Genomic DNA, 13,512 nt, shown 5'->3' with positions numbered 1-13,512 from the left:
GGCCGTCGCCGCCGCCGTCGCTGTGCTGGCCGGGGCCGGGACGGCGGTGTTCTGGCTGACCCGTGACGAGGGGCAGCCCGCCGCTGCCGGGGCGGCGGAGAACTCGCCCGGTCCCGCCCGCGGGGAGACGGCGGAGCCGGAGAAGGACGGCGGGGAGAAGCCGGAGGACCCCGGGAAGACGCCCGCCACGGAGAGCCCGCAGGACGACCGGGCGGACGACGACGCGAAGGCCGCGGGCGGCGGCGACGGCGGTGCGGACGGCGGCAGCGGAGGCGGGGGCAAGGACGAGGGCGGCAGCGGAGGGTCCGACGGTGGCACGGCCGGCGGCTCCGGAGGTACGGCGGGCGGCGACGGCGGTTCGGGCGGCGGCGCGCCGGCCCCCGCGCCCGTGTGCCATCCCATCGGCGGCGGCAAGTACAACTGCGAGGTCTGGCGCACCGCGGACTCCTACTCCGGGCCGGGGCAGAAGGCGGGCACCCTCAACGCCGGCACGAACTACTTCTACTGCCAGGTCAAGGGCAGCCGGGAGACCTACGGCAAGTGGACCAACACCTGGTGGGGCCGCACCGACGACGACAGCGGGAACACGAACGTCTACGTCAGCGCCGTCTACATCAAGGGCGGCGACAACGACCAGCCGCTGCCCGGTCTGCCGGTCTGCTGAGCGGCGGGCCGGACGGTGTGCCCCGGGCTCCGGGGCCGGCGGCCGCCGGACACGCGCCGCACCAGCCCCGCGGGGCAGGGAGGCCGGGCCGGCGGCCGCGCAACCGGCGCGGGTCTCCCGGCAGGTGCGCGCCTCGGGACCGGCCGTCCACCGCCCCGCCCCGTCCCGCCCCGTGCCGTGGGTCAGGACCGGGACGGTCCGCCCGCGGGCGGGGGCAGTTCGCCCGAGCCGCGGGGGATCAGCCGGGTCGGCAGCGTGACCCGGGCCGGCTCCTCGTTCACCCCGTCCAGCCGCCGGAAGAGCCTGCGGGCGGCGGCGCGCCCCAGCTCCGCGGCGTCCTGCGCGATGACCGTGACCCCCGGGGAGAGCAGATCGGCCAGCTCGAAGTCGTCGAACCCGACGAGGGCGGTCGGCCGTGCCCGGCCGTTCAGCTCCCGGACGGCGGTGACGGTCACCCGGTTGTTGGCCGAGAACACGGCCGTGACGGGCTCCTCGCCGTCCAGCATCGCCCGGGCCGCGCGGCGGACCCGCTCCGGGTCGGTCGGCCCCAGCGACACCCAGCGCTCGTCGACCGGCAGGCCGGCGTCGGCCATCGCCGTACGGTAGCCGCGCAGCCGCTCCCTGGCCGTGTGGATGCTCAGCCGGTCGCCGATGAAGCCGACGCGGCGGTGGCCGTGCGCGATGAGGTGCGCCACGCCGTCCCGGGCCCCCGAGAAGCTGTCGCTGAGCACCACGTCCGCGTCGATCCGGCCGGGCGGCCGGTCCACGAAGACCGTGGCGACCCCGGCATCGATCTCCGGTTCCAGATAGCGGTGGTCGTCGCTGGCGGGCACCACGATCAGGCCGTCCACCCGGCGGGCGCACAGCGCCAGCACCAACTCCCGTTCCCGGTCGGCGTCCTCGGCGCTGGAGCCGTGGATCAGCAGTGCCCCGTGGGCCCGGGCCGCTTCCTCCACGGCCCGGCTGAGCGGGCCGTAGAAGGGGTCGGCGAGGTCCTCCAGCACCAGCCCGATGCTGGCCGTGCGGCCCTTGCGCAGGATGCGGGCGCTGTCGTTGCGCCGGAATCCGAGCGCGTCGATCGCGTCCTGGACGCGCCGCACGGTGTCCGGGGTGACCCCCGGCTCTCCGTTGACCACGCGGGAGACGGTCTTGAGACCGACGCCCGCGCGGGCGGCGACATCCTTCATCGTGGGCCGGGTGCCGTAGCGGCGCTCGGAGGTGCGGGTGGTGTCGGCCACGTGGCAGTTCCTGTCCGTCCGTTGCGAGTGACTACGAGCATAGAACCTGGACAACGTTGTCAAACCCAGGGAGACTGGACCGGATGCCCGTCCGACCAGGGCCTCGACCGCAGTCGGGGCCCCCGCCCACCGGAGAGACCCCACCGATGCACAACGATCTCGCCGCCGCCCTCGACATCGGTGGGACCAAGATCGCGGGGGCGTTGATCGACGCCCGCGGCGACATCCTCGTCCGGGCCCAGCGGCCCACCCCCGCCCGGGAGGACGGCGAGACCGTCATGGCCGCCGTCTCGGCCGTGCTCGGCGAACTGGCCGCCGACCCGCGCTGGGAGCGGGCCACCGCGCTCGGAATCGGCAGCGCCGGTCCCGTCGACGCCTCGGCGGGCACCGTCAGCCCCGTCAACGTGCCGGGCTGGCGGGACTTCCCGCTGGTGGACCGGGTGCGGGCGGCAGCCGGTGACCGGCCCGTCGTCCTCGTCGGCGACGGGGTGGCGATGACGGCCGCGGAGCACTGGCAGGGCGCCGCCCGCGGCCGGGCCAATGCCCTGTGCATGGTGGTCTCCACCGGTGTCGGCGGCGGACTGGTGCTGGGCGGCAGACTGCACCCCGGGCCGACGGGCAACGCCGGGCACATCGGCCACATCAGCGTCGACCTCGACGGCGACCCGTGTCCGTGCGGGTCGCGCGGCTGTGTCGAGCGCATCGCCAGCGGGCCCAACATCGCCCGCCGCGCGCTCGACAGCGGCTGGCGGCCCGGCCCGGACGGCGACACGACGGCCGCCGCGGTCGCCCGGGCCGCCCGCGCCGGCGACCCGGCGGCCGTCGCCTCCTTCGCGCGGGCCGGGCAGGCCCTGGCGGCGGGAATCGCCGCCACCGCGACCCTGGTCGAGATCGAGGTCGCCGTGATCGGCGGGGGAGTGGCGGGTGCCGGAGAGGTGCTGTTCGCGCCGCTGCGGCGCGCGCTGCGGGACTACGCCACGCTGTCCTTCGTGGCCGGCCTGGAGGTCGTACCGGCGCAGACGGGGACGGACGCGGGTCTGGTCGGCGCCGCCGCGGCGGCGCAGGCGCTGGCCGGCGGGCCGGTACCCGCGGCTCCTCCGGCGTCCTCGCGCTGAGCGGAGTCGGGTCCGGGGCCGGGATCAGGTCCGGGATCAGGGCCGGGATCGGCGCCGGGGCCGGGGCCGGGGACGGGGGGAGCCGGCCGGGAAGCGCCCCTCTCCGGGCCCGGGCCGGATGCACCACCGGTTCCTCCGGCCCGAGCCGAGGGCGTCCCGCTCCTCCGGCCACGAGCCCCGAGCGCCCCGCTCCTCCGGCCCGAGCCGCGGGCATCCCCCCTCCGGCCCGAGCCGCGGGCGCCCGTCCGGTGCGGCGCCGGTGGTCCCGTATCCGCCCGCCCCTCCGGCGCACCGGTCCTCTCGTACCCGTCCGCCCTCTCGTGCCCGGAGTGCCCCGTGCCGACTTCGAATGTCCACGGATGTTCGTTGACTGCTTCTTTGTGGTAGATGCTGTCCGACTCTGTTCCGAAGGGGCCGCGCCGCAGCCGGAGTTCGACCGCATACGCCGACGGCATGGCCCATCTCGGGGCTCCGCCCCACACCCGGCCGAGGCGCCGTTGCGACCGGGACTTTCCGTGGCAAGGTGTTCCGGGGAGTCCACAGCGGGCCACCGAAGAGGGGGAAGCGTGATCGTCTGGCTGAACGGCGCGTTCGGCACGGGCAAGACCACCGTGGCGCGCGAGTTGGTCGACCTCGTCCCCGGAAGCACACTCTACGACCCGGAACTCGTGACGCACGGCCTGGGGCTGATGCTGCCCCGCAAGCGGCTCGAGGAGATCACGGACTTCCAGGACCTGCCGGCCTGGCGCCGGCTCGTCGTGGAGACCGGTGCCGCGGTTCTCGGCGAGGTGCCCGGTGTGCTGATCGTGCCGATGACGCTGCTGCGCCAGGAGTACCGCGACGAGATCTTCGGCGGCTTCGCCTCCCGGCGCATCCCGGTGCGGCATGTCCTGCTGCACACCGAGGAAACGATCCTCCGGGAGCGCGTGGCCGCGCCCGACCTGGCCGCCTTCCGCGCGGCCCTGCCCTGGCTCGGTGAGGACGCCCACGCCGTGGACACCTCGGCCCTGACACCACGGCAGGCCGCCGAGCGGATAGCCGAGGCGGTGCGCGACGGAGCCGGTGCCTGCGAGATCGTCCAGACCCCGCAGCCGAGCGCCGAGACGCTCGCCTCCGGGGTGCTCCTCTTCGACGAGTCGGACCGCGTGCTCCTGGTCGACCCCACCTACAAGCCCGGATGGGAGTTCCCCGGCGGTGTGGTGGAGGCCGGGGAGCCGCCGGCCAGGGCAGGAGTGCGCGAGGTCGCCGAGGAGGTCGGCATCGAACTGGACGCGGTGCCGCGGCTGCTCGTGGTCGACTGGGAGCCGCCCGAACCGCCCTCGTACGGAGGGCTGCGGCTGCTCTTCGACGGGGGCCGGGTGCCGCCGGGGACGGCCGAGCGGCTGGCACTGCCCGCCGCCGAGCTGCGGGCCTGGCGGTTCGTCACCGAGCGGGAGGCCGCGGAACTGCTGCCGGCCGACCGGTTCCGCCGGCTCCGCTGGGCGCTGCGTGCCCGCGAGCGCTCCACCGTGCTCAACCTCGAGGCCGGGGTGCCGGCCGAGTGAACGACGGGGCCGTGAGCCGCCGTTCGCGAACCTCCGCACCCGCCGCACCCGCCGCAACGCCCCTGTCCGTCCGCCGCCCGCCCGGGTGCCGGCCACGGTGAGCCGGGCGCGATGTCCGGCCCGCTCGGTGCCGGGCCCGGCCGCACAGATCATGATCTGCGGGTGTCTCCGGGGCCGGGGGCGCGGGCCGGGCCTGAGAGGGATCCCTCCGCGGCGGCCGGAGTCCGCCGGCCAGGGCTTCGAGGCGCTGAGCCGGCGGGGCGGGACGCACCGCGCCCTGTTCGGCCCGGACGCCCCCGGCGGGCGCGACCGCGGCCGGCCACCGGGGCATCTGCCCAGGCCACCGGAGCATCCGCTCCGGTCTCCGGTGCGGGACGCCCCGGCGGTCCCGCCGCGGTCCCGCCGCGGTCGCGCCGGCGCCGCGTCAGGAAGCCCGGGAAGCGGCGTAACGGCGCAGGAACAGCGCCTCCGTCAGGGAAAGCCGCTCCAGCTCCTGCGGGGACACGCTCTCGTTCACTGCGTGGATCTGCGCCTCCGGCTCGCTGAGCCCGATCAGCAGGATCTCCGCCTCCGGGTAGAGCGTGGCCAGGGTGTTGCACAGCGGGATCGATCCGCCCTGGCCGGCCGTCTGCATCTCCTCGCCCGGGTAGGCCGTCCGCATCGCCTCGGCCATCGCCGCGTAGGCGGGGCTGCCGGTGTCGGCGCGGAAGGGCTGTCCCTGGCCGACCTGCTCGACACTGACCCGCGCCCCCCACGGAGCGCGCGACTCCAGATGGGCCGCGAGCAGCTTGCCGGCCTCGGTGGCGTCGGTGCCCGGCGGCACCCGGAGGCTGACCAGGGCCCGGGCGCTCGCCTGCACGGACGGGGTGGCGCCGACGACCGGCGGGCAGTCGATGCCGAGGACGGTGACCGCGGGACGCGCCCAGATCCGGTCCGCCACGGTGCCGCTGCCGGTCAGCTCCACACCGTTCAGCACCTTCGCGTCCTCGCGGAAGGCCTCCTCCTCGTACTGCAGCCCCTCCCAGGCCGCGTCCGCGTCGAGCCCGTCGACCGTGGTGGAGCCGTCCTCGGCGCGCAGCGAGTCGAGGACGCGGATGAGCGCCGCGAGCGCGTCGGGGGCCGCGCCGCCGAACTGGCCCGAGTGCAGATTGCCCTCCAGCGTGTGCACCTCGACGGTGGCCATCGTCATGCCGCGCAGGGTGGCGGTGACGGTCGGCAGCCCGACCCGGAAATTGCCCGTGTCGCCGATCACGACGGCGTCCGCGGCGAGCAGTTCGGGGTGCTCCTCCGCGTAGCGCTCCAGGCCGCCGGTGCCCTGTTCCTCGGAGCCCTCGGCGACCACCTTGACGGTCACCGGGACTCCGCCCTCCGCCTTGAGGGCACGCAGCGCGGTGAGATGCATGACCAGCCCGCCCTTGCAGTCGGCGGCACCGCGTCCGTACCAGCGCCCGTCGCGCTCGGTCAGTTCGAACGGCGGGGAGATCCAGGCGGCCTCGTCGAGCGGCGGCTGGACGTCGTAGTGCGCGTAGAGCAGCACGGTGGGGGCGCCGGGCGGGCCGGGCAGCCGCCCGTACACGGACTGCGTGCCGTCCGGGGTGTCCAGCAGGGCGACGTCCTCGAAACTTTCGGCACGGAGCGCGTCCGCGACCCAGTCCGCCGCGGCCTCGCACTCGCTCACCGGGAACTGCGCGGGATCCGCCACCGACCGGAAGGCGACCAGCTCGGCCAGCTCGGCCCGGGCGCGCGGCATCAGGGACGCGACGGTCGCGGACAGCGGTGACGGATGCGGGGTCGGCCGGGCCATGGGCACGCTCCTGACGGGTGCGACGTTGGACGGGCGTGCGGTGTGCGCACGCACGGGTGAAGACGGGGCCGATCCTCCCACAGGGGTCGTCGATGACCATGAGCCGTAGGATGCGCGCAGGCAGCCGGAAGCACAGGTCGAACGGGAACGGAAGCACTGGTGAGCAGCGACAACGCAGCCCAGGACAGCGGGCGGAGCGAGGACGTGTGGGACGTCGTGGTGGTCGGGGCCGGTCCTGCCGGCGCCTCGGCGGCATATGCCGCGGCCGTCGCGGGCCGCCGGGTGCTCCTGCTGGAGAAGGCCGGGCTGCCGCGGTACAAGACGTGCGGCGGCGGGATCATCGGGCCGTCCCGGGACGCGCTGCCGCCCGGATTCGAACTGCCGCTGCGCGACCGGGTGCACGCGGTGACCTTCTCGCTCAACGGGCGGCTGACCCGCACCCGGCGTTCGAAGAACATGCTGTTCGGTCTGATCAACCGGCCCGAGTTCGACCACGGCCTGGTCGAGGCCGCGGAAGCGGTCGGCGCGGAGGTGCGCACCGGGGCGCAGGTCTCCCGGGTCGAGCAGCACGGCACCGCGGTCCCGGACCGCCGCACGGTCGCGGTCGTGCTGAGCGACGGCGAGGTGGTGCTCGCCCGCTCCGTGGTCGGCGCGGACGGCAGCGCCAGCCGGATAGCGGCCCACGTCGGGGTGAAGCTCGACCAGGTCGATCTCGGCCTGGAGGCGGAGATCCCGGTGCCGGAGACGGTCGCGGAGGACTGGGCGGGCCGGGTCCTCATCGACTGGGGGCCCCTTCCGGGCTCGTACGGCTGGGTGTTCCCCAAGGGCGACACGCTGACGGTCGGTGTGATCTCGGCGCGCGGCGAGGGCGCCGGCACCAAGCGCTATCTGGAGGACTTCATCGCCCGGCTGGGGCTGGCCGGTTTCGAGCCCAGTGTTTCCTCCGGGCACCTGACCCGCTGCCGCGCCGACGACTCGCCGCTGTCCCGCGGCCGGGTGCTGGTGTGCGGGGACGCCGCAGGGCTGCTGGAGCCGTGGACCCGGGAGGGCATTTCCTTCGCGCTGCGGTCGGGCCGGCTGGCGGGGGAGTGGGCGGTGCGCGTCGCGGAGGCGCACGACGCGGTCGAGGCGCGCCGCCAGGCGCTGAACTACGCCTTCGCCATCAAGGCGGGTCTCGGTGTGGAGATGGGCGTCGGCCGCCGCATGCTGGCTGTCTTCTCGCGGCGGCCGGGGCTGCTGCACGCCGCGCTCACCGGCTTCCGGCCCGCCTGGAAGGCGTTCGCCCGGATCACCCGCGGCGCGACGACGCTGGGCGAGATCGTACGGACCACGCCCGTCGCGCGGCGGACGCTGGCGGCGCTGGACAAGGAGTGACGGCCGGACCGCCCGGGTGATCCGGGGGGCGGGGCGTCCGCGGCGCGGGGCTCTCCCTACTACCGGGGGAGTACCGCCGGTCACACCGCCGGGCCGACGCCGCACCCCGCGGCGCGCGTCTAGCGTGGACGCATGACGGAGAGCAGCACGCCGGACACGCGGTTCCGGCGACCGGGACCGCCGTGGCGGCCCGGCCCCGGCCGTTCCGGCGCCCCCGGCCCGCCCTTCGGCGGGCCCGGGCGGGGCGGGCCGCGGCTGTGGGCGCTGCCGCTCGCCGTCGCCGCCGTACAGCTCGTCGGCTCCGGCTTCGCGGCCGGGAACCAGCCGGACCGGGCGCCGCTCGACGCGTTCGCCCGGGTGCTGCTCCTCGCGGGGCCCGCGCTGCTCCTGCTGCGCCGCCGGTACCCGCGGATCACCGTGTACGGCACCTGCGCCGCCGCCATGCTCTACTTCGGCGTCGGCCATCCGTACGGCCCGATCGTCATCAGTGTCGCCATCGCCTTCCTCGCCGCGGTCGTCGCCGGCCACCGGCGTGCCGCCTGGGCCGCCGCCGGACTGCTCTGGGCGGGGCATCTGCTGATCGGTCACTGGCTGTACCGGTGGCTGCCGCCCGCCGGGGACACGGCGATGAGCTGGGGCCCGGAGTGGGGAGTGGCCGCGTGGGTGGCCGCCGTCGCCGCCGCCGCCGAACTGGTGCGGGTGCGCCGCGAGGCGGTGGCCCGCGAGTGGGCGGCACGGCGGCAGGCCGAGCGGCGCCGCGCGGACGAGGAGCGGCTGCGCATCGCCCGGGAGCTGCACGACGTCCTCGCGCACAGCATCTCCGTCATCAACGTGCAGGCGGGCGTCGGCCTGGCCCTGCTCGACCAGGACCCCGAGCAGGCCCGCACCGCGCTCACCACCATCAAGGCCGCCAGCAAGGAAGTGCTCGGCGAGGTCCGGCAGGTCCTCGACACGCTGCGGGCCCCCGGCGACGCGACCCGCTCGCCCGCGCCGGGCCTCGACCGGCTGCCGGAGCTGGCCGAACACGCCCGCCGCACCGGCCTGTCGGTGGACGTGACCGTCACCGGCGAGCCCGCCGCGCTGCCGCTGGGCGCGGACCTCGCGGCCTTCCGGATCGTCCAGGAGGCGCTGACCAACATCGTGAAGCACTCCGGGGCGCGCACCGCCCGGGTGGAGCTGCGCCACGCGTCGCGGCTGCTGGAGATCCGCGTCGAGGACGACGGACCCGCGACCGGCGACGGCACCGAAGGCACCGGCAAGGGGCTGATCGGGATGCGGGAACGGGCCGCCGCGCTCGGCGGCACCGTCGAGGCCGGGCCCGGCCCGGACGGCGGATTCCGGGTCGCCGCCCGGCTTCCGCTGCGCGCCACGGACCCGGCGCCGGCCCCGCCCGCCGCCGGCCGCCCCGAGCAATCCGGGCAATCCGAGCAATCCGGGAAGCCCGGTCACCCCGGCCGGCCCGGTCACCCTGATTCCCCCGCCCGGGCCTGCCGCCCCGAGCCACCCGAGGAGAAACCGTGATCCGCGTACTGCTCGCCGACGACCAGCTGCTGGTGCGGGCCGGTTTCCGGGCACTGCTCGACGCACAGCCGGACATCGAGGTCGCCGGCGAGGCGGCGGACGGCGGGGAAGCCGTCGCGCTCATCCGCGACCTGCGGCCCGACGTGGTGCTGATGGACATCCGGATGCCGCGCGTCGACGGGCTCGCCGCCACCCGCCGGATCACCGCCGACCCGGCGCTCGGCGAGGTCAAGGTCGTCATGCTCACCACCTTCGAGCTGGACGAGTACGTCTTCGAGGCCATCCGGTCCGGCGCGTCCGGCTTCCTCGTCAAGGACACCGAACCGGAGGAACTCGTCCGCGCGGTACGAGCCGTCGTCGCGGGTGACGCGCTGCTCTCGCCCGGCGTCACCCGGCGGCTCATCGCCGAGTTCGCCGCCCGCTCCAAGGAGCCCGCCGAGTCCGCCGCGCTCGCCGAGCTGACGGAGCGGGAGCGCGAGGTCATGGCACTGGCCGGCATCGGTCTGACGAACGAGGAGATCGCCCGGCGCCTCGTCGTCAGCCCGCTCACCGCCAAGACCCACGTCAGCCGCGCCATGGTGAAACTCGGCGCCCGCGACCGGGCGCAGCTCGTCGTCCTGGCCTACGAGTCCGGCCTCGTACGGCCCGGTTGGCTGGGCTGAACCGGAGCCTCTGCCAGGCTGGTGCCCGTACGGGACGGCGGAGCCGCGCGGCCCGCCGCCCTCAGCCGCTCGACCGTCGGAGTGCCGGATGGTGAACCCCGGAGAACTGCGCCCGGCTTCCCCCGCCGGGCGCCGGGTGCTGGCCTGCGCGGTGCTGGCCTCCGGCATGGCGATGCTGGACGGCACGGTCGTCACCGTCGCGCTGCCGCGGATCGGCGCCGACCTCGACGTGTCGCTGGCCGCCCTGCAGTGGACGGTCAACGCCTACATGCTGACGCTCGCCGGCCTGATCCTGCTCGGCGGCGGGCTCGGCGACCGCTACGGCCGCCGGCGGGTCTTCGTGCTGGGCGTCCTGTGGTTCACCGCCGCCTCGCTGGCCTGCGGCCTGGCTCCCACGGAGGGAACGCTGATCGCGGCCCGCGCCGTGCAGGGCATCGGCGGCGCCCTGCTCACCCCCGGGTCGCTGGCGCTGATCCAGGCGTCCTTCCACCCCGACGACCGTGCCAGGGCGGTCGGCCTGTGGTCCGGGCTCGGCGGGGTGGCGATCGCCATCGGGCCGTTCCTCGGCGGTTGGCTGGTGGACGGCCCGGGCTGGCGCTGGATCTTCCTCATCAACCTGCCGATCGCGGCGGTCGTGCTGCTCCTGGCGCGCCATGTGCCGGAGAGCCGTGACCCCCGGGCGTCCGGCCGCTTCGACGTGACCGGTGCGCTGCTGGCCGCGCTGGCGCTGACGGGCGTCACCTACGCCCTCATCGACGGCGGCGCGGCGGGACCGGCCGCGCCGGTGGCGGCCGGCGCGGGCCTGCTGGCGGGTGTCCTCTTCGTCGGGCACGAGCACCGGTCCGAACGCCCCATGCTGCCGCTGGACATGTTCGCCTCCCGGCTCTTCTCCGCGGTCAATGTCGTCACCCTGTGCCTGTACGCGGCGATCGGCGGGGCGTTCTTCCTCATCCCCGTCCAGCTGCAGATCGGCCTCGGCTACGAGGCGCTGGCCGCGGGCGTCGCCACCCTCCCCGTCACCCTGCTGATGATCGCGCTGTCCGGCCCCGCCGGGGAACTGGCCCAGCGGATCGGCCCGCGGCTGCCGCTGACCGCGGGTCCGCTGATCGCGGGCGCGGGCCTGGTGCTGCTGCACCGGGTGCACCCCGGCGGGTCCTACTGGGCGGACGTGTTCCCGGCCGTGCTGGTCCAGGGGCTGGGGATGAGCCTGTTCGTCGCTCCGCTCACCGCGACCGTGCTCGCCTCCGCCGACACCGGGCGGGCCGGCATCGCCAGCGGGGTGAACAACGCCGCGGCGCGGATCGCCCAGCTGGTCGCGGTCGCCGCGCTGCCGCTGGCGTCCGGTCTCTCCGCCGACGCCTACCGGTCGCCGGCCGCGCTGGACCGGGCCTTCGGCACGGCCGTGCTGATCTGCGCCGGGCTGATGGCCCTGGGGGCGCTGATCTCCTGGTTCTCCGTGCCCTCCGGGCTGCCGTCGGACGAGCGGGACGAGCCCGCGGAACGGCCCCAGTGCACCCGGCACTGCGGCATCACCAGCCCGCCGCTGGAGCCGGGCGGCGGGGAACGGCCGAGGGCCGGGCGGGACTGACGCGGGCCGGGCGGCCGTTCGGGGCGCCCGCCCCGCGGTGTGCCGGGCGCGGCCGGAGGCGGCACCGGGACGTCCGTGTTTTATTCATCGCCGGTACAAAGCCAGAATGGGGGGCGTGACCCAGACTCGGACGACACGGCTGGAGAGAGGCCGCAGCGCCCTCGGACCGGCACTGGAGCTCGTGCACACTGGCCGGGCGCCGACCCGCGCGGTGCTGACCAACCAGCTCGGAGTGACCCGCGCGACCGCGGGCGCGGTGGCGGCGGAACTCCAGGCGCTCGGCCTGATCACGGTCGACCCCCGGCCCGGCGGAGCGGGCGGCGCCCAGGGCCGCCCGTCGCACCGGCTGGCCGTCGACCCGGAGGGACCGGTCGTGCTCGCCGCACAGGTGCACGCGGACGGCTTCCGCGCCGCTCTGGTCGGTCTCGGGGGACGCATCGTGGCCACCGCGCCCGGCTGCCAGGACGTACCGGCCGACCCCGGGCACGTCCTCGCGGCCGTCGTCGAGGCAGGGGCGGGGCTGCTGCGCGCGAGCGGCCGGAGGTGCCTCGGCGCCGGACTGGCCGTGCCGTCCGCGGTCGCCGAGCCCGAGGGAACGGCGCTGAACCCGCTGCACGTGGCCTGGCCGGCCGGGGCCCCGGTGCGCGACATCTTCCGGGAACGGGTCCGGGAGGCGGGGATCCTCCGGCATCCGGAGGGCGGTGACGAGGCACCGCCGGGCGCCGCGGTGCTGGCCGGGAACGACATCAACCTCGCCGCGCTCGCCGAACACCGGCACGGGGCCGGCCGGGGCTCCCGCGACCTGCTCTGCGTCGCCACCGGGCACCGCGGGGTCGGCGGGGCGCTCGTCCTCGACGGCCGCCTGCACACGGGGAGTTCCGGGCTCGCCCTGGAGGTGGGGCACGTCGCCGTCAACCCGGAGGGCCGGCCCTGCCACTGCGGCAACCGCGGCTGCCTCGACGTGGAGACCGACCCGCTGGCGTTCGTGACCGCGGCGGGCCGGGAGCCCGGGCCGGAGGTGTCCCTGCTCCAGCAGTCCCGCGACCTGCTCCGCACGGAGTACGCCGATCCCGCGGTGCGGGACGCCGCGCACCTGCTCGTCGACCGGCTCGGCCTCGGGCTCGCCGGGCTCGTCAACATCCTCAACCCCGACCGGATCGTGCTCGGCGGACTGCATCAGGAACTGCTCGACGCCGACCCGGAACGGCTGCGCGCCGCCGTCGCCGAACGCAGCCTCTGGGGGCGGAGCGGCAGCGTGCCGATCCTGCCGAGCACCCTCGGCCACAACAGCCTGGTCGGCGCCGCCGAACTGGCGTGGCAGCCGGTCCTGGACGACCCGCTGGCCGCGCTCGGCGGCTGACCGGGCCACCGAGCCCGAGCACGGCGCCGCGCGGCACGGCCCGCACCGCCGCCGGTCCGGTCCCGGGCACGTGCGCCGCGGCGGCGCCGTACGGGGCGGGCGGCCGAGGGCGGCGGTGGCACGGCGGAGCGGGCGGCCGGGGCGGCGGGCCGTACTCCGCCGGAGGTAGCGCGGGAGCCGCCGGGCGTACGACGACGGGGGCACCCCGGCGGGGCCACTCTCGATGGCAGAGGCACGAACCACCATCGAGGAGTTGACGGATCATGAACATCCTGGCAGAGGCCTGGCGGGACGGCGGCGGACCCGGACCGTGGATCCTGCTGATGCCCGTCCTCTGGGCGCTCGTCGTGGCGGGCGTGATCGTCCTGCTGCGGAAGACCGTATGGCGGGGGCGCGGCCGCGGCCCGTGGCGCGGACCCGGCGGACGCCCGGGCGGGCCCGGCGGTTACGCCGAGCACTCCCCGGTCACCGTGCTCGGACGCCGCTTCGCCGCGGGGGAGATCGACGAGGACGAGTACTGGCGCCGGCTCTCCGTGCTGAACGAGGAGTTCGGCCGGGCGGGCAGGGAAGGCACCGCGTAGCCGCCGGTGCACGCCCGCGCCGGAACGCGCCCGGTCAGCCGGACACGGCGGGCCGGGCCGG

Annotated in this window: 10 protein-coding genes and 1 pseudogene; 9 read left to right on the top strand and 2 right to left on the bottom strand. The window is 76.1% G+C overall.

Features of this window, described 5'->3' with window-relative positions:
- Positions 1-664: pseudogene (locus GCU69_RS32945) on the top strand (serine/threonine protein kinase); the annotation flags it as partial.
- Between the two features lie 182 nt (positions 665-846).
- Here GCU69_RS32945 and GCU69_RS00080 read toward each other — a convergent pair.
- Entirely contained in the window at positions 847-1,902 is a 1,056-nt protein-coding gene (locus GCU69_RS00080; RefSeq protein ID WP_156204786.1) for a LacI family DNA-binding transcriptional regulator, read from the bottom strand.
- Positions 1,903-2,048: 146 nt separating this feature from the next.
- On the opposite strand from GCU69_RS00080, the gene GCU69_RS00075 reads away from it, so the two are divergent.
- Both GCU69_RS00075 and GCU69_RS00070 read left to right on the top strand, forming a co-directional pair.
- Entirely contained in the window at positions 2,049-3,017 is a 969-nt protein-coding gene (locus GCU69_RS00075) for an ROK family protein (RefSeq protein WP_098750439.1), read from the top strand.
- A gap of 566 nt (positions 3,018-3,583) precedes the next feature.
- Entirely contained in the window at positions 3,584-4,561 is a 978-nt protein-coding gene (locus GCU69_RS00070) for an NUDIX hydrolase (RefSeq protein WP_098750870.1), read from the top strand.
- A gap of 424 nt (positions 4,562-4,985) precedes the next feature.
- Here GCU69_RS00070 and GCU69_RS00065 read toward each other — a convergent pair whose 3' ends face one another.
- Positions 4,986-6,365, bottom strand: a complete 1,380-nt coding sequence (locus GCU69_RS00065) for a dipeptidase (protein WP_156204785.1) — start codon at positions 6,363-6,365, stop codon at positions 4,986-4,988.
- Positions 6,366-6,524: 159 nt separating this feature from the next.
- On the opposite strand from GCU69_RS00065, the gene GCU69_RS00060 reads away from it, so the two are divergent.
- The 6 genes from GCU69_RS00060 to GCU69_RS00035 all read left to right on the top strand — a co-directional run bounded on the left by GCU69_RS00060 (position 6,525) and on the right by GCU69_RS00035 (position 13,451).
- Entirely contained in the window at positions 6,525-7,739 is a 1,215-nt protein-coding gene (locus GCU69_RS00060; RefSeq protein ID WP_098750868.1) for a geranylgeranyl reductase family protein, read from the top strand.
- Positions 7,740-7,871: 132 nt separating this feature from the next.
- Entirely contained in the window at positions 7,872-9,260 is a 1,389-nt protein-coding gene (locus tag GCU69_RS00055) for a sensor histidine kinase (RefSeq protein ID WP_156204784.1), read from the top strand.
- The gene (locus GCU69_RS00050) at positions 9,257-9,922 is read left to right on the top strand and encodes a response regulator (RefSeq protein WP_098750866.1); all 666 of its coding nucleotides are present in this window, start codon (positions 9,257-9,259) and stop codon (positions 9,920-9,922) included. The genes GCU69_RS00055 and GCU69_RS00050 overlap by 4 nt, the downstream gene beginning before the upstream one ends.
- A gap of 88 nt (positions 9,923-10,010) precedes the next feature.
- Positions 10,011-11,510: an MFS transporter gene (locus tag GCU69_RS00045; protein WP_098750865.1), complete on the top strand. Its 1,500-nt coding sequence runs from the start codon at positions 10,011-10,013 to the stop codon at positions 11,508-11,510.
- Between the two features lie 115 nt (positions 11,511-11,625).
- Positions 11,626-12,870 carry an ROK family protein gene (locus GCU69_RS00040; protein ID WP_235978104.1) on the top strand — a complete coding sequence of 415 codons (1,245 nt, stop codon included), beginning with the start codon at positions 11,626-11,628 and terminating at the stop codon, positions 12,868-12,870.
- Positions 12,871-13,133: 263 nt separating this feature from the next.
- Entirely contained in the window at positions 13,134-13,451 is a 318-nt protein-coding gene (locus GCU69_RS00035; protein WP_098750863.1) for an SHOCT domain-containing protein, read from the top strand.
- The last annotated feature ends 61 nt before the right edge of the window (positions 13,452-13,512 follow it).

Origin of the sequence: Streptomyces lycii, assembly GCF_009735685.1 — a bacterium.
GTDB lineage: Bacteria > Actinomycetota > Actinomycetes > Streptomycetales > Streptomycetaceae > Streptomyces > Streptomyces lycii.
The sequence above is the reverse complement of the archived record's forward strand: the minus strand, read 5'-3'. Positions and strand labels throughout refer to the sequence as shown.

Coding starts and splice junctions, on each gene's coding strand:
- GCU69_RS00075 (WP_098750439.1), top strand. CDS start 2,049: ATGCACAACGATCTCGCCGCCGCCCTCGACATCGGTGGGACCAAGATC.
- GCU69_RS00045 (WP_098750865.1), top strand. CDS start 10,011: ATGGTGAACCCCGGAGAACTGCGCCCGGCTTCCCCCGCCGGGCGCCGG.
- GCU69_RS00055 (WP_156204784.1), top strand. CDS start 7,872: ATGACGGAGAGCAGCACGCCGGACACGCGGTTCCGGCGACCGGGACCG.
- GCU69_RS00065 (WP_156204785.1), bottom strand. CDS start 6,365: ATGGCCCGGCCGACCCCGCATCCGTCACCGCTGTCCGCGACCGTCGCG.
- GCU69_RS00035 (WP_098750863.1), top strand. CDS start 13,134: ATGAACATCCTGGCAGAGGCCTGGCGGGACGGCGGCGGACCCGGACCG.